This is a genomic window from Muriicola jejuensis (assembly GCF_010671595.1).
GTDB lineage: Bacteria > Bacteroidota > Bacteroidia > Flavobacteriales > Flavobacteriaceae > Muriicola > Muriicola jejuensis.
This window is the reverse complement of record NZ_JAABOP010000004.1, coordinates 131,919-151,402: the sequence shown is the minus strand read 5'-3', so window position 1 is coordinate 151,402 and position 19,484 is coordinate 131,919. Positions and strand designations below refer to the sequence as shown.

Here is a 19,484-nt window from a genome sequence, read left to right as displayed (position 1 = left end):
AACGCGTATCGCGGCTATACATTATAAATGTCGTAAAACTATTTTCAATGGCTAAGGGCCGGATCCAATTCTTTCCTAAGAAATTGGGCTGTATAACTTTTTTCATCTGCGGCCACCTCTTCGGGAGATCCTTCTGCTACGATCATGCCTCCACCGCGACCGCCCTCATAGCCTATATCAATAATATGGTCTACCATTTTGATCACATCCATATTGTGTTCTATGATCAGGATAGTGTTCCCCTTGTCTACCAGCCTGTTCAAAACTTCCATCAATACGCGTATGTCCTCAAAGTGGAGTCCGGTCGTGGGCTCATCCAGAATATAAAAGGTGTTCCCCGTATCGCGTTTGGAAAGTTCCGTAGCCAGCTTTACCCGTTGAGCCTCACCCCCGGACAGGGTAGTGGATTGTTGCCCCAGTGAGATATACCCCAGGCCCACATCCTGTATGGTCTTTAACTTCCTGTGGATCTTTGGAATATTTTCAAAGAATTCGACCGCTTCGTCTATGGTCATGTCGAGCACATCGGCGATTGATTTTCCTTTGTAGCGGATCTCCAGCGTTTCCCGGTTAAACCGCTTTCCATAGCAGGTCTCGCATTCCACGTACACGTCTGGAAGGAAATTCATCTCGATCACCCTGAGTCCGCCACCCTGACAAGTCTCACATCTGCCACCTTTCACATTAAAGCTGAACCTGCCGGGTTTATAACCGCGGATGGCCGCTTCCGGCGTTTTCGTAAACAGGGTCCTGATCTCACTGAAAACCCCTGTATATGTAGCCGGATTCGATCTGGGGGTCCTTCCGATAGGCGACTGGTTGATGTCGATGACCTTATCTATATGTTCGAGACCTGAGATCTTGCGGTAAGGCATGGGTTTTTTTACCCCGTTGAAATAGTGGGCATTCATGATCGGATACAGAGTCTCATTCACCAGGGTGGATTTTCCGCTTCCTGAAACCCCGGTGACTCCTATCATTTTTCCCAGAGGAAAACGGGCCGTGATGTCCCTCAGGTTGTTTCCGGTACACCCTTCCAGGACAATGTATTTTCCATTGCCGGACCTCCTTTTTTTCGGGATTGGGATCTCTCTCTTGCCCGTAAGGTAATCGGCCGTCAGTGTATCGTGTAATTTCAGCTCAGCTGGTGTTCCTTCTGAGATAATCTCACCCCCGTGCTTTCCTGCCCTTGGCCCTATGTCGATGACGTGGTCGGCACTCTCGATCATGTCTTTGTCGTGTTCCACCACGATGATGGAATTACCGATGTCCCTGAGGGCCAACAACGACCGGATAAGTCTGCCATTGTCCCTTTGATGGAGCCCTATGCTGGGTTCATCCAAAATGTAGAGAACACCTACGAGCTGAGAGCCGATCTGAGTGGCCAGACGTATCCGCTGGGCCTCGCCTCCGGATAGGGACTTTGAACTTCTATTCAGGGAGAGGTAGTCCAGGCCTACGTCCAGGAGGAATTGCACCCGAGTCCTGATTTCCTTGATGATCTCCTCTGCGATGATCTTTTGGTTCCCGGAAAGGGTTTTTTCGAGGTTTTCGAAGAATTTCGATAATTCGGCTATGTCCAGGGCAGCGAGTTCAGCTATGTTCTTATCTCCGATTCTGAAATTGAGGGACGCCTTTTGAAGTCGGGTTCCCGAACAGACCGGGCATTGGATCTTATCCATATAATCCTTGGCCCACCTCTTGATGGAAGTGGAATCGGAACTGTTGAATTGATTCTTGATAAAATGAGCGATACCTTCATAATCTATGGTATAGTCCCTGCTTACTCCCAGCGACTTGGAGTCGACCACAAACCGCTCTTCCCCTCCGTATAAGATGACCTTCATGGCCTCGTCAGGGATGCTGGAGATGGGGTCCTTCAGGTCGAAATCATAGCGTTTGGCAATGGTTTCCAGCTGTTTGAAGGCCCAGGATTTCTTGTACTCTCCCAGAGGGGCGATGCCCCCGGCCACAATGGCCAGGCTCTTGTCCGGGAAGATCTTTCGCTCGTTGATCTCGTATGTATGGCCCAGCCCATTGCATTCCTCACACATCCCTTTGGGGGAGTTAAAGGAAAAGGTGTTGGGTTCAGGGGTAGGGTAGGAGATACCTGTTGATGGACACATGAGGTCCCGGCTGAAATACCGTGGCTCGGACTCCCCTTCCGCGAGGACCATGAGGGTATCGTCACCACTGTACATGGCCGTATTGATGGATTCTGAAAGGCGCTTTTCCAATTCAGGATCTTCTGTGACAGCCAGGCGGTCTACAACGATCTCAATGTCATGGGTCTTATACCGGTCTACCTTCATTCCCTTTCGGAGATCCTGCAATTCACCGTCTACCCTTACTTTAACAAACCCCTGTTTGGCGATCTGTTCAAAAAGTTCACGGTAATGGCCTTTCCGGGATTTAACCACAGGGGCCAGAATATTGATCCTCTTCCCGGAAAAAGAGGAGAGGATAAGCTCCCGTATCTGTTCATCGGAGTAACTCACCATCTTTTCACCTGTCTTGTAGCTGTAGGCATCGGCACCCCTTGCATAGAGCAGCCTCAGGAAATCATAGACCTCGGTGATGGTTCCCACGGTAGATCTCGGGGACTTGGAGGTGGTTTTTTGTTCAATGGCGATCACAGGCGACAGGCCATCGATCTTGTCCACATCGGGCCTTTCCATCCCTCCGAGGAATTGCCTGGCATAGGCGGAAAAAGTCTCGATATATCGTCTTTGCCCCTCCGCATAGATCGTATCAAAAGCCAGTGACGACTTACCACTTCCTGAAAGACCGGTGATAACTACCAGTTTTTCCCTGGGGATGTTGACGTCAATATCCTTTAGATTGTGAACACGCGCTCCTTTTACTTCTATGAGCTCTTCATTATTTGTCATGCAGAGAGGAAAGTGGCAAAGGTACTATTTCGAAATCTAAAAAGGAAGGCAAGAGGTATCCTGTTCTTGTTAATTCTGTTCTAATATTGAATTCTGACAGGATAGCACCATCAGGATCTTAAAAACGCCATACTCACAAGGATCGTATCACAATCAGGCATGTGCGATCGCTCGTTGGTTTTGCACTTCCTCAAGGATAAATCTCAAGCCCGAATCTCCTTGATAGCCCGATTGCATAAAATCCTCTTTCAGGTATTCTGAACGGAAAGGTATAAAGGATATGTTCCCATCCAAGTGGTGTAGACCGTACTTTCTCCGAACATCAAAAACATACCATTCACTATGGCGGTATCGCATTCTGAGACGTTTGGAGATAAGGGGAAGGATATTGTGCTTAGGCCTGATCAATCTGACTGGTGGCGCCCCGGGATCTAGCTGGACTGATAGGCGGCGCTCCATGTGATCTTTTTCCTTTTCTACTTCCCTGGCGAGTTTGAAAAGCCGGACAAAGTCTGAACTGAACATGATATTCTTCTCAAGAGACCTGTACTTCCTCCAGATGAGGAAAAATCGGAGCAATTCACCCTCAAGCACTTTTTCATTGCTCATAAAGGCGAAATACAGCGTTTTTAGGGCACTGTAATTTTCGGCCCTCAAGTGCTCCCAGAGTTGCTGTGCGTGTCTTTGACAGGTATCGATAAACCTCGGCTCCGGGAACAGGGCATCCTGAGGTGATTCTATCTTGCAGATCTCTTCGACCTGCAGGCCTTCGTGTTCAACGGAGTACAGAATCGTCAGGAATCCATTAAAACTCCCGTCGTAAAAGTAGATTGCTTTCTCATTTTCCATATTAGTGGTTTTTGCGATACGCTGAGTTGTACATATTCCAAATATATGGATATATTCCATATTATGGAAATATTCCTAATAATATTTTGGAATTATTCCAAATTTTATATCTTTGAAGGGTTGAGGCCTGAATCTGGGGTTCAAAAAGCGACATACATGGAAAACGAGATCACGATCAAGAGATTTACGGACCTAAGGAGAGAATTAGGGTATACACAGGCAGAATTTGCGGAATTGTTAGGAGTTTCCAATACCACGGCCGACATAGAAAGGGGCAGGACCAAACTTTCCGGTAAGGTGGTTGCGGCACTCCTGAAACAATTCAAGGTAAATCCCTTATGGCTCTATGGTGAAAGTGAGCAGCAGTATATAGAGGCTTCAAACACCAGTGTGATCCCTAAAGTAGTCACCGTGGATTCCTCCGACCGGGAGAATATGGTGCTGGTCAATGCCAAGGCTGCGGCCGGATATCCCCAGAACATACACGACACGAGCTGGTATCGTCAATTACCGGCCTTCGACCTCCCCATCCCCGAATTCCGCAATGCTACCTACAGGGGTTTCCAGGTGGAAGGGGACAGTATGCTCCCTAACCTGAGACCCGGAGAATGGGTGCTTGCGAAGGCTGTGGAGGACCTGGAAGATATCAATACCAATAAGATCTATGTGATCGTTCTACAGGATTCCGTAATGGTGAAAAAAATAGAGCGCCCGCCGAATTCTCATAAGATCCTCCTGATCTCCCTCAATGAATCCTACCCTCCGTACGAGATAGAACCCCATCAGGTCCAGGAATTATGGCAGGTGAGCAGCAAGATCACTTTCGGGGTGGACGCGACTACAGAGAATGGTCTGCTCCGGCAATTACAGCAGTCCATGGAAGAACTTAAAAAACAGCTCAGGGCCTAGTTCACCTGGAGGCTGAAACCTTTCCCAGGTCTAGCGTAATCGGGCCGATCTCATGGTACTGAGGTAACCAAACCCCACTTTCCATACGTTCCCAGCCATCCCAGGTAGCAGAAAGACCTTTTAGAGGTAAGATCTGAACCCACATGCGATAGCTTACAGGGAAATTCTCCTCATTCAATTCCCAGAGATACGAGTCCCCAGGTGTATCTCCGCCCTGCGTATAGGTAACCAGTAAACCTGGACTCCCATCGGGCCTCTGGACTATACTGCGCTTCGTTCCTTTATCGAAAACCTTAAAAGGGGCCACCAGCCAGAAGGAGTCATTGTTGAAATATGAAATGGCTTTTTGGGTAAGCTGTTTCAGGCGCTCTCCTTTAACGGGTACTCCTTCTTCCTCGATCTCGCTTTTGTCCGGAGAAACCAGGTCTATCCTTCCCCAAAAATTCCCCCATCTCATCTCCACCTTTCCCATAAGCTTGTCCCAGTGATAGCGGTTTCTTCCGCCCCTATAGGACCAGTCGAGATAACGGGTTTCCCTGTAGGCCTCTACGTTGAGGGCTTCGAGCATCTCCCTGGCAAGGGCATCTGCCTGTTCGGGGGAACTTCCTGCCGGGACCGGGTCATTGAAGTACAGGGAGTAAATTCCACCAAAAATAACGACCAGGAAGGCCACTACTCCTGCAATTCTTTTGATCCATTTCTTCACGGTAAAATATTTTTTTGATCAGGTCAGATTCAATATCCAACGGCCTTGTCGTCTCCCCTGGGATCCGCCCCGCCTTCGAGTCGGCCATCCGGCAGCACGCGGATCGCATCCACCTTACCGATCACCGGGGTGCGCTCCTCATTGATCATATATCCCTTGGCACGGAGGAGATCCTTGGTCGACTCCGAAAATCCCTCCGGTTCAAAAATGATATAATCCGGCATCCACTGATGGTGGAACCTGGGCGCTTCCACGGCCTCCTGCATGCTCATGTTAAATTCATAGGTGTTGATTATGGTCTCGGCCACGGCCGTGATGATGGTCGATCCCCCGGGGGTACCTACCACCAGCCACAAAGACCCGTCTTTTTCCACTATGGTAGGGGTCATGCTGCTCAGCATTCGTTTTCCGGGGGCGATACTGTTAGCTTCAGCTCCTATAAGTCCGAACATGTTGGGAACCCCCGGTTTGGAACTGAAATCATCCATTTCATTGTTCAGGAAAAAGCCCAGTTCGTCGCAATAGAGCTTTGAACCATAGGCCCCATTCAGGGTAGTGGTTACAGAAACCGCATTCCCCATGGCATCCACGATGGAATAATGCGTGGTCTCGGCGCTTTCCAGGATCTCAACCGTACCGTGGGAGACGGATTCTGACTTTGTGGCCCGATCCATTGAAAAATCTTCCATTCGCCCCCTGAGATAGCTTTCCTTGAGAAGGAAATCAAGAGGGATCTCCACAAAATCCGGATCTCCCAGGTAAAAATTGCGATCGGCATAGGCACGTCTGAATGCCTCGGTAAGCAGTTGTATAGCCTCGGGGGAATTTTGTTTGTATTGCCCTATATCGTAGGGTTCGATCATCTTGAATATCTGGTTGATCGTTACGCCTCCGCTGCTGGGCGGACTCATACTGATGATTCTCAGGTCCTTGTATTTGAAAATCACGGGTTGTCGCCATACGGCTTCGTAGGATGCGAGGTCCTCTTCAGTGATGAATCCCCCTCTTTCCTGAATAAAGGCAGCCAGCTTCTGAGCGGTCTCTCCTCTATAGAACTCATCCCTCCCGTTTTCGCGAATCCTTCGGAGGGTGTTCGCAAGGCTCGGATATTTCAGGGTGTCCCCTTGTTGGCACCTGGTGAAGAAGAAAGTTTCCTCCCCGCTCACCTCTATGATCTGATCACGGTATCTCTCGAGTCGTTCTGCCTGTTTTTCGGTCACGACCACCCCTTTTTCCGCAAGGGCGATCACAGGATCCAGGATGCGTTCCATCGGCAGGCTTCCGAACTTCTTGTGAACCTCAAAGATACCCGCAATGGTTCCGGGTACACCGACAGCGGTAGCCCCCGCTGTACTCATCCCGGGAATCACATTTCCGAGGGAATCCAGGTACATATCCTTTGTGGCTGATAATGGAGCTTTTTCCCTATAGTCGAGAGCACCCACATCTCCATCACTCCTCCTGTAGACCATAAATCCACCACCACCAAGATTTCCCGCATAAGGATAGGCCACGGCAAGAGCCAGTTCGGTGGCGACCATAGCATCAAAGGCATTGCCTCCTTCCTTCAGGATGGCGGCACCTAATGCCGAGGCTTCTTCCCTGGCCGATACGACCATGGCTTTCTCAGTGACAAGACCGGTCGGTTTCGCAGGGGCCCTCCGACATTGAATACCGGTGACTAAAAGCAGGGACAGAAGGGCGAATACCATGGTTCTGGTCATGATCCTCCCTTTGGGATTTCTCGGGTTCCTTATCATAGGGCTTAGTTTGTAAGGCTCTTGTATTTTTCGCTGGAAAAGATAATTAAATCCTCCAAAAAGAGGCTGAATTCTTCCCTGAAAAGATCGTAATGTTCCAGGAGGTCGTCTTTAGCTCGATGCATATTGCTTTTTTCCCCAGTCCTCCTGTAAAGTCCTTTGAGTACCCGGTCTATTCCTTCTACTGAGGCGTAATTTACCAGCCAGTTATCCCTGATCATGTAGGGCATCAGGCGTTTGGTAGGCTCGGGCAGAATCTCGTATCGATCCTTCAAAAGTGCGTAGAATCTAGAGGCGAAATCGCCCAGGTCTTCCCCGGAATATTTGGCCCAGTTCGCGGCCAGGAAATGGTCGTAGTACACATCGACGATCACCCTGCTGTAATGGCTGTGGTTTTTGTGAAGCCTTCTGCTGCTTTTCCTGTAGATCGGATGGGCATCCGTGTAGGTGTCGATGTCCCTGTGCAACAAAATTCCCTTTTGTACCCTCTCCGGCAGGTGTTTGAAACGATTTCCCCTGATACTGTCCGCGATAAAGTTACCAATGCTGATCTCCTCGTCATCGAAGGAAAGGAAGATGTGTGCGAGAAAATTCATTCTCCGAATTTACAAAGAAGGGGGAAGGAAACTGGCCTATACCATTATATTTGCAGAAACTTTTTTCGAAATTATGACCTTGATCAAATCCATTTCCGGCATACGCGGGACTATTGGGGGGAAAACTGGAGAAAATCTGACCCCGCTCGATTCCGTTAAATTTGCAGCGGCCTACGGAGCCTTTCTGAGACAACAGCAACCCGATAAACGTCTGAAGGTCGTGATCGGCAGGGATGCGAGGATCTCAGGGGAAATGATACAGCACCTGGTGGTCTCTACCCTTGTAGGAATGGGGATCGACGTAGTAGACCTGGGGCTGTCCACCACTCCCACCGTGGAGATCGCTGTACCCCTGGAAAAGGCAGATGGGGGCATTATTCTAACCGCCAGTCATAATCCAAAACAATGGAATGCCTTAAAACTTCTGAATGCCAAAGGGGAATTCCTGAATGCAGCGGAAGGAGAGACCATCCTTTCCCTGGCCGATAAGGAGGATTTTTCCTTTGCCAATGTGGATGAGTTAGGCCATGTGACTGTGAACGACTCCTATTTTGATATCCATATAGACGAAGTACTGGATCTTTCACTGGTAGACAGGGAGACCATTGCCCGGGCCGGCTTCAGGGTAGTCGTCGATGGCGTGAACTCTACGGGGGGCATCGCCATCCCCAAGCTTCTGAAGGAACTGGGTGTGCAGGTTATTGAGCTCTATTGTGAGCCCAACGGGCATTTTCCTCACAACCCGGAACCCTTAAAGGAGCATTTGAAAGACATTTGCGATCTGGTCGTAAAGGAAAAGGCTGACCTGGGGATCGTCGTAGATCCGGACGTGGACAGGCTTGCATTTATTTCCGAGGACGGGGAGATGTTCGGGGAGGAATACACCCTGGTGGCTTGTGCGGATTACGTACTGGGCAAAACCCCCGGCAATACCGTTTCAAACCTCTCTTCCACAAGGGCACTCAGGGATATTACGGAAAAACACGGAGGAACCTATACGGCCGCGGCAGTAGGGGAGGTGAATGTGGTGGCCCAGATGAAGGCCACCGGGGCCATTATCGGTGGAGAAGGGAACGGCGGGATTATCTATCCCGAGAGTCATTATGGCAGGGATGCCCTTGCGGGAACCGCCCTATTCCTGATGTTGCTGGCAGAACGCCAAATCAAAGTGAGTGAATTGAGAAAGAGCTATCCTTCCTACTTTATGAGCAAGAAGAAGATCGAACTCACCCCGGGAATTGATGTCGATGCGATCCTTAAAAAGATGGAAGGTAATTACGAAAAGGAGGAGACGAACAATATTGACGGGTTAAAGGTCGACTTCGAGAATTCCTGGGTCCACATGCGTAAATCGAACACAGAACCGATCATTCGAGTGTATACCGAAGCCCCTTCCCAGAAAGAAGCAGATGTACTGGCGGAAAGGATCATGAAGGAGATCAGGACACTGTCTGCGTAGACCTCTCGGGTCCTGACGGGGCTTTACCCCTGTGTTTCCAGCGCCTGTGGGTCCACAGGAAGTGTTCGGGTTTTTCACGGATCTGTTGCTCGGCCAGCCGCAGGAATTTCTCCGTAATTTCGTGTTCTGCGGTAGCACCGCCCTTTTCCGCAATGGGAATGAATTCCGCTTCGTAATACCCCCGCTTTACCTTGGTCACCTTCAGGAATACAGCCGCCAGGTCTAGCTTACGGGCCAGGCCTTCTGCCCCGACGAAAATGGGAACCTTTATCCCCATGAATTCGCTCCAGTACTGGGCCCTGCTCATCATGGGCGACTGGTCACTGACGATGCCATAGACTCCTCGTATCCCTTCTTTCTCGTTTTTGATGATCCGTTTTACCGTCTCCTTTTGTTCCAGCGGCTCCGTATTCCATTTGGCTCGTATCTTCCTGATCAGACGGTCAAAATACGGGTTCCCGATTTTTTGATAAATCGCAAACCCGCTTGAGGTTACGTAGTTATTGATACTGGTGTTCCACTCCCAGTTTGCGAAATGCGTACAGAGAACCAGGACGCTCCTGTCCTTTTCCAAGGCGCGCAGGTATTCGATGTTTTTGATGCTGTATCTCAGGGCGACCTCCTTTTTGGAAAGGTGCATGGTTTTTACCATTTCGAGGAACAGATCGCAGAGGTGTCGGTAGAATTCCTTCTCTATTTTGTTTCGTTCCGACTGGGAGCGCTCTGGCAAGGCGAGCATCAGGTTCTCCCTGACCACCTTCCTGCGGTACCTTGTCACGTAAAATACCAGGACAAATGCGACATTGGAAAAACCGTAGAACAAAGGTCTTGGAAGAATGGAAATCAGCCACAAAACAGGGTAGGCCAATAGAAATATGAATAATTGCATGCGCCGAAACTATGCGCAAATATAGTTATATTTGCACCTTTCATCACAGCGGCATTCCTATGAACCTACACTGGGCTACCCTTGCCATCATCGGAGCAAATGTTCTGGTTTCATTAAAAGGATTCAACGACCAGCTTTTTTTCGAGCGGTATAAGTTTGGAATAGGCGCCATTCGCTCCGGGCAAAAGGACCGTATGTTCACATCTGGCTTCCTGCATGTGGACCTGTCTCACCTTTTCCTCAACATGTTCACCCTTTTCTTTTTTGCAGATGTTGTGATCCGCTGGTTCGGGCCGGGTAAATTTCTCCTGATGTACTTTGTGAGCCTTTTGGCGGGCAGCCTGCTGGCGTTGTTCTTTCATCGACAGGAACCATTCTACAGCGCGGTCGGGGCGAGTGGGGCCGTGACGGGCATCCTCTATGCCGCTATTTTGCTTCAGCCAGATATGCAATTGGGGATCATGTTTATCCCCATCCCCCTTCCAGCATATGTACTTGGTATCCTGTATATGCTGTATTCCATTTACGGCATGAAAACCCGTCTGGGGAATATCGGCCATACGGCCCATTTTGGAGGGGCCATAGGAGGGTACGTGACCACCCTTTTGTTCAAACCTGAATTGCTGGTTACAGATACCCTTATGGTCCTGTTACTGGCCCTCCCAATATTGATCCTTTTCGGCCTCGAAAAAATGGGCAAACTATAAACATTTAAGCCCCGGTCACCCTTAAAGTCGCATTGTTTATCGAAAAAAAGGCTGAAACGCACCTATAATTGGCACCTGCGTATACTTTTTTAAACCTTTAAACGTTAAGGTAAAGCCCGAAATAAAGCATTAAAATTACCTACTTATGAGAAGAGAAATACTTCTAACCTATTTACTGGCCAACTTTTTATTGGTATCCTGCAGCGATGAGACCACTATCTTCATTGACGAGCAGCGACAAAGCATTGTAGAGGAAAACGACCCCATCACCTTATCAGGAAGTGTCACTTTCGAAAACGCCGGGGTTCTTGATATCAGCATCGACCAAAATTTTTCAGGGAAAAGGGTCTCTAAAGCTCTGGAAGAGCCTGCGGGAAACTATCCGATGACTATGATCGGACAGGTCTTACCGCCCACTTTCGGACCCGTTACCTCCCTAACAGCCGCCCACGTCTATGTAGAGGATGATTTTGCCTATGTGGCTTACAATACAGCAGGGGAGGATTATTCAGGAGCCATTGATATTGTGGATGTCACTGATCCCAACAATCCCAAGATCACTTCCCGTCTCGTTTATACCAATGCCGATATTAACTCACTCCAATATCACCAGGGATTTCTCTATGCGGTAGGCGGACTGGATGCAACGGCCTCTTTTACGGCCTCATCCAATTCATTTATCACGAAGATTCCGGTCTTTAATGGGGTGATGGATACAAATGCGGGAATCATCTACGGATTCCAACCCGGGGACAACGCCACCGATATCGTCGTCGAGAAGAATGAAGCGTTTGTGACCAGCGGGAAGAACGGCAGTGTCACCATCTACGACACCAAAGACTTGACTATTAAAAAAGAAGAGGCATATACAGACCTGCGGTCCCTCGCCTTGTTCGACAACAGGCTGGCCCTTTTGGATGCTGATCTAGGGATCAGGATCCTGGACGATAATCTCAAACCGAAGATGGAAATCCCTGTCGATTCTGATTTTGGTCTCTACACTAAAAGGACGGTTGATTTTGACGGTGACAAGATCATCGTCGCTGAAGGAGCCAAAGGAGCCGGGGTCTATTCCTACGATTCCGGGACACTCCTGCAGTATATTCCCATCATCACAGATCCCCTGCAGCCACCCACGGGAGATATAGTGAACAACGCGGTGGCCATAAACGGCGAAATGGTCCTGATGGCCAACGGTGGTGCCGGGCTTTCCATTTCCAATGACGAAGGCGACACGAAAAAACCCTATGGCGTAATACAATTGGGGGGCTCTATAAATTATGTACAAACCAAAGGCGATTATGCCTTTGCCGCATCCGGGCAGGAAGGACTTCAGATTTTAAAACTGAATCGCCTGTCTCTGAGCCTGGCAGCCCAGTGTGCCACGCTTCCTGATTATAAGGGGTCTGCCAAACTGGTTGTCAATCGAGGCGAAAACGCAGGCTTCAGTGGTGCAAAGAGTTTCAATTCCATATCGGTAGAGGGAAGTCTTATATTGTGTGGATCCTGGACCGTTCGCAATGACTTGGACATAAAGGACGATGCACTTATGGAAATGAACGGATCACTCAGTGTTGGAAGCAATAAGAAGGAAAAGGAGATAAAGGTCGAAAAAGGCGCTACGCTCAGGATTGAGGGTAACCTTATCATATATGGAGACCTGGATCTTGAGGATAACTCCACTTTGGAATTCATCGGCAATAATTCTGTAGTGAATATTTTCGGTGAAGTCAAAATGGGTGACAATGTGAACGTGGTGGGCAATTTCACCGATGTGAGAAACAAATTATAAGAAGTTCCCCTCAAAGAAAAAACCCTGACGTTGCGGTCAGGGTTTTTTAATTCTTGGTGTTAATGGCCTATTGGAGCATCTCTCCGATCTTCTGTTCCAGGGAAGCACCCCTGAGGTCCTTTGCCACTATAATTCCATTCTCATCCAGGATAAAGGTGGCCGGTATGGCATCCACATTGTACAATTTTGCGATCTCATCAAAATACTGCACGTTGGACACGTGATGCCAGGTAAGACCGTCGTCCTCGATGGCCTTTTTCCAGTCGTTTTCATTTCGGTCTAGGGAAACTCCCAGAATACTGAGGCCCTTGTCCTTGTATTTGTTATAGACCCGGACCACGTTTGGGTTCTCGGCCCGGCAGGGCTTGCACCATGCTGCCCAGAAATCCACTATGGTCACTTTTCCCAACACATCGTTCAGGGCCAGTTCCTCTCCTTCCGGAGAAGGAGCAGAGAAATTCGGTGCTCTGGCTCCTATGGAAGTACTCGTTTCCTTGTCTAGGGTCTCCTTGATCTTTAGACCTGTACTGCTCGATTTGATTTCAGGGGACAAAGCGTCGTACAGAGCCTGAACTTCTGTTATGGGCTTGGCCTTAGTAGTGAGTATCCTGTAGATGATCAGGGCGGAGACCACCGCGTTCGGATTGTTCTTTACGTAGTCTAATTCATATCCCTTCGCTTCTTCCATGAGTTCGAAATACTCTTCCCTCAGGGAGTTCATGGTGACAGTATCCCGGTTGGCCTGAGCTCTGCGCATGTCCTGGTTCATGGACGAGGCTTTCCGACTCAGCACCCTGCTGCCTTTTAGGAAATCGTAAAAGAGATCGTTCTGCAAAGTGCCCCCGATCTTGGCGAATCCCAGACTGTCGCGCTTTGCACTAACCTCTATGTCTCCATTTTCCAGGATGATGGGGATGTTTTCCTGCCCACGGCCAAAAAAGATATAATGTAATTCAGGACTTTCCGTAGTTCCCCCCTCAAAGACGAATTTTCCTCCTTTCACCGTGGCGGAATCTACGGTGATCAGTTGGTTGTTGTCCCCGTATTTCCGGAGGGTGAGTTCCGTCCCATCCGTTTCTTCCCCTTCCACGGATCCTTCAATGTTATAACCATCCTTTTTTGAATTGCAGGACCACAGGATCAAAGAAAGGAAAAGGGAAAAATAAATTGTTTTCATTCTGGTTTGATTTTCGGCCCAAAGGTACTGATAAGAGCCCCAATAAAAAAGCCCTTAACACATGCTTATGATTAAGGGCTTTTATGGTTTGATGCCGGGGTCAGAATTGATATCTCAGACCCAGGGCGATGTCGAAATCGAAATTATCCGAGAAATCATCATAACCGATCAGGCCGATCTCCGGTCTGAAATCAAGGGAGATCAACAGGGGAATATCAAAATTGTATTCGATTCCCAGCACACCCGCGCCAAAGATGAAGAGTCCGCCGTCTGGCTCATCGAACCCATCAGGCCATCTGTTAAAATCCACGCTTCCAAGTCCGCCACCTACGCCGTAGTACCAGTTGAAATTCCCGTCCAGGGGTTCTACCCATTGATAGGCCCCAGTGAGCTTGAAAGCATCATAGTTTCGGCTGTCACGCCATCCCAGGTCGATTTCTACCCGGTTGGTACGACCCACCGATTTCTGGTACGATATTTCTGCCCCGAAACCATCGCTATCCCCGAGTCGGAGTCCGAGGGCATGGTCAGAGATCTGTTGGGCACTCAAGGCGAAAGTCGCCGTGAGAAACATAAAAACAGTTAGTTTAAACAACTTCATAGTTAGGAATTTTAATTGTTAAAATTACAGATTGTAGCATGTATCGGTGTTAAGAATAACTTAATTTTATCCATTCAAAAGCTCGGTTTCTTGCCAAACATTCCCTTTGATAAATTAGGTTCAACCCTTGAAGGTTCTTTACATACAGATATACTTACGAGAAGTTTGTATGCTACGGATGCTTCCGTATACAGAAAATTGCCCTGTGCAGTAGCTTATCCCTCAGGTTCAGAAGACCTCAAAAAGATCATCCTTTTTGCAAAAGAACACGAGTTGGGGCTGATTCCCAGGACCGCAGGGACCTCCCTGGCAGGACAATGCGTAGGGGAGGGCCTGGTGGTGGATGTTTCAAGACATTTCACTTCCATGCTCGATTTGGATCTGGATCGCAAACAAATAACCTTACAACCAGGGGTGATACGGGATGAAGTCAATGAGTTCCTCAAACCTCATGGCCTCTTCTTTGGCCCGAACACCTCTACCTCCAACCGTTGCATGATAGGGGGAATGGTGGGAAACAATTCCAGTGGGACCACTTCTATTCAGTACGGGGTAACACGTGACAAGGTGGTAGCGCTCAAAACCATCCTCTCGAACGGGGAAGAGGTTGTTTTTAAGGTGATCCAGACAGAGGAATTCCAGGAGAAAACCAGGGGAGAAAGTCTTGAAGCTAAAATTTACAAAGAATTATCTAATATATTATCAGACAATAATATACAAAAGAATATTCTGGAACAATTTCCTAAAAAGAGCATCCACAGAAGGAATACGGGTTACGCAGTAGATGCACTTTTGGATAGTGAGCTGTTCCTGGGGGAGGATCCGGGCTTCAATCTCTGCAAATTGCTTTGTGGCAGTGAGGGTACCCTGGCCTTTACCACGGAGATTACCCTGCAGTTAGATGTGCTTCCTCCACCGCATTCTGCCATGGTGGTCACCCACTACACCACCTTGGAGGACTGCCTGGAGGATGTGGCTCCTGTTATGGCACACAACCTGCATACCTGTGAAATGATGGACAGGGTCATTCTCGACTGTACAAAGAACAACAAAACCCAACAGGCCAACCGTTTTTTCGTGGAAGGGGATCCCGCAGCCCTTTTGATGCTGGAAGTGCGTTCTTCCTCAAAAGAGGACCTGCAGGATCGATTAGACACCCTTCAAGAGACCATAGCGAAGACTGGGAAAAGCTATTCCAGTCCGGTGCTCCTCGGGGAGCAGATCAACTGCGCCCTGGAGTTGCGCAAAGCTGGGTTGGGGCTGCTTGGAAATATGGTCGGAGACAGGAAAGCCGTGGCCTGTATAGAGGATACTGCGGTGGCCCTGGAGGACCTGAAGGACTTTATTGGGGAATTTACCGGTATCATGAAGGAATTCAAACAGGAAGCCGTGTATTATGCCCATGCCGGGGCAGGGGAGCTTCACCTCCGTCCCATCCTGAACCTTAAGAAACAGGCAGATGTGAGGCTTTTCAGGGAGATCACCACCCGTGTAGCCGAGCTCACCAAAAAATACAGGGGATCCTTTAGCGGGGAACACGGAGACGGGATCGTTAGGGCTGAATTCATACCACTGATGATAGGGGAGGAAAACTACGAAGTGCTTCGGAGGATCAAAAGAGTATTCGACCCCTTGAATGTTTTCAACCCGGGAAAGATCGTCGATCCATATCCCATGGATCAAAACCTGCGTTATGAGATAGACAGGCAGGAACCGGAGATCCGTACAGCATTAGACTTCGGTGACAGCGGGGGTATTCTCAGGGCGACGGAAAAATGCAACGGCAGTGGGGACTGTCGCAAGTCGGAGATGGCCAAAGGTGCCATGTGTCCGAGCTATCACGCCACCAGGAACGAAAAGGATACCACCCGGGGCCGGGCCAATGCCCTGAGGGAATTTCTGACCCACAACCCAAAGGACAACAAGTTTGATGCCCCTGAGCTCAAGGAGGTTTTCGACCTCTGCCTGAGTTGCAAGGCCTGTGGGAGCGAATGCCCCAGCAATGTGGACGTGGCCACGCTGAAAGCCGAATTCCTTTACCAGTATCAGGAAGAGCATGGATATAGCTTTCGGAACAAGCTCTTTGCCTATAACACCTTGGCCAACCGCTGGGCCTCCAAATTTCCGGGATTGAGCAGCTCCTTGTTGCAGAGCAAATACTCTGGCAGGCTCATCAAGAAATTGTCCGGGGTCGCCATCGAACGAAGTATCCCAAAAGCGCGTCAATTCGATTTTCAAGGATATCTGGACTCCAGACCGAGCCTATCTTCCCGGAAAAAAGGTGCGCTGGTTCTTTACATTGATGAATTTACCCAATACCTCGACATAGAAGTGGGGAGGGATGCCATAGACCTGTTGCACTCCCTTGGATACGAGATCACCCTGTATTTCGGTGAGAGCGGCCGTACCTTTATTTCTAAAGGTTTTTTAAAACAGGCAAAGGAAATGGCTCGCAAAAACCTCGAGGCCCTATATCCCTATACGGTACAGGGAATGTATGTAGTCGGACTCGAGCCTTCGGCAGTTCTTAGTTTCAGGGATGAATATCACCGTTTCGGACTGGATGCCGATAAACTTAACTCCCTCTCAGGAAAAAGCCTGTTGCTGGAAGAATTCCTGTCTAAAGAGATCGAAAAGGGCCACCTGTCCTCTTCATCCTTCACCAAAGAAACGAGGAATGTCAAGATCCATGGTCATTGTCACCAAAAGTCCCTGTCTGACCAGAAAGTGACCTTCGACATCCTTAATCTGCCAGAAAACTACAAGGTCACCATCATCAATTCAGGCTGTTGTGGGATGGCGGGTTCCTTTGGGTATGAAAAGGAACATTACGAGGTCAGTATGAAGATAGGCGGCCTTCGGTTGTTTCCAGCTGTGGCCCGGGCGCCTCAGGACACCATTTTTGCTGCCAACGGGACCAGTTGCCGTCATCAGATCTGGGATGGGACGGGTAGAAAAGCCCTTCATCCGGTGTCCATACTGAATGCTGCCCTGTTGAGATAAGGCTCAGGAAGCGTTTCTCGGCCTTTCCCTGGACTCGGGTGAATTCCCGTAATTTTGAAGCAATTCCGAAATTCCGATTTCCCTCAATTCTTCATCCCCATAAAAGGCCGTGAGTTTATCCAGTTTAAAGTTGTAGAGCTTCCATCGCTTAAACGAATACTCCATAGCGGTGAGGTGCTCAATCCAATCCCCGGAATTCAGGTAAAGACATTGCCCTTTGCGCGACTCGAACATAAATTTCCTGGGCTGATGGCTATATCCGCAGATCACCGTGTCATACTGGTTCTGGAGGGCCATTTCCACCGCGGAACGGTCGAACTTGCTCAGGCGGGCGCAGTCTGAGGAAGTAATGGATTTGGTTTTGATTATCCCGGTCGCCACCTGATTTCTCTTCCTCTTAAACCATCTCTGTTCCAGCCTGTGTTTCAGGAAGAGGGCCTTCAACCCCAAAGATCCCATCCTTCCGAACCACTTCGCCAGGGAGGGGGAGGTATCAAACAAACTGCCGTGCAGGATGCATGTCGACCTGCCGTCCAGGTCCAGGATCAACCGGTCCTGAAAATGGAGTTTGCTCAACATGCTGCCATTGAATTTCCTTGAGAAGCCATCTTGATTTCCAGAGATGTAGTATACCTCGGTCCCTTCGGACAGCAAGGAAAGGACCTTTTTGATCACCTTGATATGGCTTTTGGGAAAAGGGTGCTTCCTGTTAGGGGTGGATTCTATGATATTGCCGTTCAACACCAGGATCTTAGGCTTTATACTGCTCAGGTAGATGAGCAGTTCTTCGGCCCGGCTGGCAGGCGAGCCCAAATGGACATCAGAGATGACCGCGACTTCGATCTTGCGTTTTTTCAAGGGAGGATCATTTACCTGCAAAATTATACCCATTGGCATAATTGAATGCTAAGAAAAGGTGAAGCCTTGTGTGGGAAGAGGTTAAATTTGAATTAAGACAAGACTCTGTAAGTTAAGCGAACATTAAGGGGGAGCTATTTTGGTTTGCGAAACGATTACTCCTATATTTGGCTTCCGAGGAACAGAAAACTGACCCGGGAGAGGTTTTCAAAATTACCAGACATGGCGGGCAACTCTTTTGGCACACTCTTTAGGCTCTCTACATTCGGCGAATCACATGGAGAGGCCATCGGCGGGATCCTCGAAGGATGCCCCCCTGGGATTGAACTAGACCTGGAGGCCATCCAGCTAGAAATGGACCGCAGGAAACCCGGTCAATCCGCCATTGTTACCCAGAGAAAAGAATCTGACCAGGTCCGTTTTCTCTCCGGGATTTTCGAAGGAAAGACCACCGGTACCCCCATCGGATTCATGATCGCCAACAGCAACCAGAAGTCCGGGGACTACGATCACATTAAGGATTCTTACCGCCCATCCCATGCGGATTACGTGTACGACCAGAAATACGGTTTTCGGGACTACCGGGGTGGAGGACGCAGCTCTGCCAGGGAAACCGCCTGCAGGGTAGTGGGAGGAGCCATCGCAAAACAATTTTTAAAAGAATTGAAAATTAATGCTTTTGTCTCCCAGGTTGGAAGCATTACTTTAAATAAAGAATATCAGGAACTCGACCTGGGTAAGACCGATTCCAATCCGGTTCGCTGTCCTGATCCCATGGTAGCTGCAGCGATGGAAGAACACATCAGGGAGGTTCGCAAAGAGGGAGATACTATAGGAGGGGTCATTACCTGTGTGATCAGGAATGTCCCTGTTGGACTGGGCGAGCCTGTCTTCGATAAGCTTCATGCCCAGCTGGGGAAAGCCATGTTGTCTATCAATGCCGTAAAAGGTTTTGAGTATGGCAGCGGTTTCGAGGGGGTCCGTATGAAGGGCAGTGAACACAATGACGCCTTCAATCCGGATGGGACCACAAAGACCAACCATAGTGGGGGTGTGCAGGGAGGCATCAGCAATGGCATGGACATCTATTTCCGGGTAGCCTTTAAGCCGGTTGCCACCTTGATCCAGGCCTATGAGACCATAGACAAGGAGGGAAATACCGTTCAGGCAAAAGGAAAAGGAAGGCATGATCCCTGTGTAGTTCCCAGGGCCGTACCTATCGTGGAGGCTATGGCGGCACTCGTCCTGGCCGACTTTGTCCTGTTAAACCGCAGCTTGAAAGCGTAA

Annotated in this window: 15 protein-coding genes; 6 read left to right on the top strand and 9 right to left on the bottom strand. The window is 49.1% G+C overall.

Annotation, left to right across the window (positions count from 1 at the left end):
* Positions 1 to 44 precede the first annotated feature (44 nt).
* Together uvrA and GWK09_RS12595 are read right to left on the bottom strand one after the other, a co-directional pair.
* Positions 45 to 2,891 carry an excinuclease ABC subunit UvrA gene (gene uvrA / locus GWK09_RS12600; RefSeq protein WP_163693819.1) on the bottom strand — a complete coding sequence of 949 codons (2,847 nt, stop codon included), beginning with the start codon at positions 2,889 to 2,891 and terminating at the stop codon, positions 45 to 47.
* A gap of 153 nt (positions 2,892 to 3,044) precedes the next feature.
* The gene (locus tag GWK09_RS12595) at positions 3,045 to 3,740 is read right to left on the bottom strand and encodes a DUF4130 domain-containing protein (RefSeq protein ID WP_163693818.1); all 696 of its coding nucleotides are present in this window, start codon (positions 3,738 to 3,740) and stop codon (positions 3,045 to 3,047) included.
* Between the two features lie 156 nt (positions 3,741 to 3,896).
* On the opposite strand from GWK09_RS12595, the gene GWK09_RS12590 reads away from it, so the two are divergent.
* Positions 3,897 to 4,649 carry an XRE family transcriptional regulator gene (locus tag GWK09_RS12590; protein WP_163693817.1) on the top strand — a complete coding sequence of 251 codons (753 nt, stop codon included), beginning with the start codon at positions 3,897 to 3,899 and terminating at the stop codon, positions 4,647 to 4,649.
* A 1-nt stretch (position 4,650) separates the two neighbouring features.
* Here GWK09_RS12590 and GWK09_RS12585 read toward each other — a convergent pair whose 3' ends face one another.
* The 3 genes from GWK09_RS12585 to GWK09_RS12575 are packed head-to-tail and all read right to left on the bottom strand — an operon-like array spanning position 4,651 to position 7,711.
* On the bottom strand, positions 4,651 to 5,355 hold the full coding sequence (locus GWK09_RS12585; RefSeq protein WP_163693816.1) for a hypothetical protein: 705 nt from the start codon (positions 5,353 to 5,355) through the stop codon (positions 4,651 to 4,653).
* Between the two features lie 29 nt (positions 5,356 to 5,384).
* A complete protein-coding gene (ggt, locus tag GWK09_RS12580; RefSeq protein WP_163693815.1) occupies positions 5,385 to 7,079 on the bottom strand; it encodes a gamma-glutamyltransferase in 1,695 nt (564 codons plus the stop codon).
* 41 nt (positions 7,080 to 7,120) lie between these two features.
* Positions 7,121 to 7,711, bottom strand: a complete 591-nt coding sequence (locus GWK09_RS12575) for an acyl carrier protein phosphodiesterase (RefSeq protein WP_163693814.1) — start codon at positions 7,709 to 7,711, stop codon at positions 7,121 to 7,123.
* A gap of 73 nt (positions 7,712 to 7,784) precedes the next feature.
* Between GWK09_RS12575 and glmM the strand changes: the two genes are divergently transcribed.
* A complete protein-coding gene (glmM, locus tag GWK09_RS12570; protein ID WP_163693813.1) occupies positions 7,785 to 9,170 on the top strand; it encodes a phosphoglucosamine mutase in 1,386 nt (461 codons plus the stop codon).
* Here the strand turns inward: glmM and GWK09_RS12565 are convergent.
* Positions 9,151 to 10,059 carry a lysophospholipid acyltransferase family protein gene (locus GWK09_RS12565; RefSeq protein ID WP_163693812.1) on the bottom strand — a complete coding sequence of 303 codons (909 nt, stop codon included), beginning with the start codon at positions 10,057 to 10,059 and terminating at the stop codon, positions 9,151 to 9,153. The genes glmM and GWK09_RS12565 overlap by 20 nt on opposite strands.
* A 59-nt stretch (positions 10,060 to 10,118) precedes the next feature.
* On the opposite strand from GWK09_RS12565, the gene GWK09_RS12560 reads away from it, so the two are divergent.
* Both GWK09_RS12560 and GWK09_RS12555 read left to right on the top strand, forming a co-directional pair.
* A complete protein-coding gene (locus GWK09_RS12560) occupies positions 10,119 to 10,766 on the top strand; it encodes a rhomboid family intramembrane serine protease (protein ID WP_163693811.1) in 648 nt (215 codons plus the stop codon).
* Between the two features lie 145 nt (positions 10,767 to 10,911).
* The gene (locus tag GWK09_RS12555; RefSeq protein WP_163693810.1) at positions 10,912 to 12,558 is read left to right on the top strand and encodes an LVIVD repeat-containing protein; all 1,647 of its coding nucleotides are present in this window, start codon (positions 10,912 to 10,914) and stop codon (positions 12,556 to 12,558) included.
* A gap of 67 nt (positions 12,559 to 12,625) precedes the next feature.
* Here the strand turns inward: GWK09_RS12555 and GWK09_RS12550 are convergent, their stop codons facing one another.
* Positions 12,626 to 13,735: a TlpA disulfide reductase family protein gene (locus GWK09_RS12550; protein ID WP_163693809.1), complete on the bottom strand. Its 1,110-nt coding sequence runs from the start codon at positions 13,733 to 13,735 to the stop codon at positions 12,626 to 12,628.
* A gap of 100 nt (positions 13,736 to 13,835) precedes the next feature.
* Positions 13,836 to 14,336 (bottom strand): hypothetical protein, encoded by a 501-nt coding sequence (locus tag GWK09_RS12545; protein ID WP_163693808.1) that lies wholly within the window; start codon positions 14,334 to 14,336, stop codon positions 13,836 to 13,838.
* A gap of 90 nt (positions 14,337 to 14,426) precedes the next feature.
* On the opposite strand from GWK09_RS12545, the gene GWK09_RS12540 reads away from it, so the two are divergent.
* Positions 14,427 to 17,339: an FAD-binding and (Fe-S)-binding domain-containing protein gene (locus GWK09_RS12540; RefSeq protein ID WP_163693807.1), complete on the top strand. Its 2,913-nt coding sequence runs from the start codon at positions 14,427 to 14,429 to the stop codon at positions 17,337 to 17,339.
* 3 nt (positions 17,340 to 17,342) lie between these two features.
* Here the strand turns inward: GWK09_RS12540 and GWK09_RS12535 are convergent, their stop codons facing one another.
* Positions 17,343 to 18,197, bottom strand: coding sequence for a UDP-2,3-diacylglucosamine diphosphatase (locus GWK09_RS12535; protein WP_163693806.1), 855 nt, complete (start codon positions 18,195 to 18,197; stop codon positions 17,343 to 17,345).
* A gap of 222 nt (positions 18,198 to 18,419) precedes the next feature.
* Here GWK09_RS12535 and aroC point away from each other — a divergent pair, with 222 nt between their 5' ends.
* Positions 18,420 to 19,484 (top strand): chorismate synthase, encoded by a 1,065-nt coding sequence (gene aroC, locus GWK09_RS12530; RefSeq protein ID WP_163693805.1) that lies wholly within the window; start codon positions 18,420 to 18,422, stop codon positions 19,482 to 19,484.

Excerpts from the sequence above, each read along its gene's own strand:
- uvrA (WP_163693819.1), bottom strand. The coding sequence starts at position 2,891 with ATGACAAATAATGAAGAGCTCATAGAAGTAAAAGGAGCGCGTGTTCAC.
- GWK09_RS12595 (WP_163693818.1), bottom strand. The coding sequence starts at position 3,740 with ATGGAAAATGAGAAAGCAATCTACTTTTACGACGGGAGTTTTAATGGA.
- GWK09_RS12590 (WP_163693817.1), top strand. The coding sequence starts at position 3,897 with ATGGAAAACGAGATCACGATCAAGAGATTTACGGACCTAAGGAGAGAA.
- ggt (WP_163693815.1), bottom strand. The coding sequence starts at position 7,079 with ATGACCAGAACCATGGTATTCGCCCTTCTGTCCCTGCTTTTAGTCACC.
- GWK09_RS12575 (WP_163693814.1), bottom strand. The coding sequence starts at position 7,711 with ATGAATTTTCTCGCACACATCTTCCTTTCCTTCGATGACGAGGAGATC.
- glmM (WP_163693813.1), top strand. The coding sequence starts at position 7,785 with ATGACCTTGATCAAATCCATTTCCGGCATACGCGGGACTATTGGGGGG.
- GWK09_RS12565 (WP_163693812.1), bottom strand. The coding sequence starts at position 10,059 with ATGCAATTATTCATATTTCTATTGGCCTACCCTGTTTTGTGGCTGATT.
- GWK09_RS12560 (WP_163693811.1), top strand. The coding sequence starts at position 10,119 with ATGAACCTACACTGGGCTACCCTTGCCATCATCGGAGCAAATGTTCTG.
- GWK09_RS12555 (WP_163693810.1), top strand. The coding sequence starts at position 10,912 with ATGAGAAGAGAAATACTTCTAACCTATTTACTGGCCAACTTTTTATTG.
- GWK09_RS12550 (WP_163693809.1), bottom strand. The coding sequence starts at position 13,735 with ATGAAAACAATTTATTTTTCCCTTTTCCTTTCTTTGATCCTGTGGTCC.
- GWK09_RS12545 (WP_163693808.1), bottom strand. The coding sequence starts at position 14,336 with ATGAAGTTGTTTAAACTAACTGTTTTTATGTTTCTCACGGCGACTTTC.
- aroC (WP_163693805.1), top strand. The coding sequence starts at position 18,420 with ATGGCGGGCAACTCTTTTGGCACACTCTTTAGGCTCTCTACATTCGGC.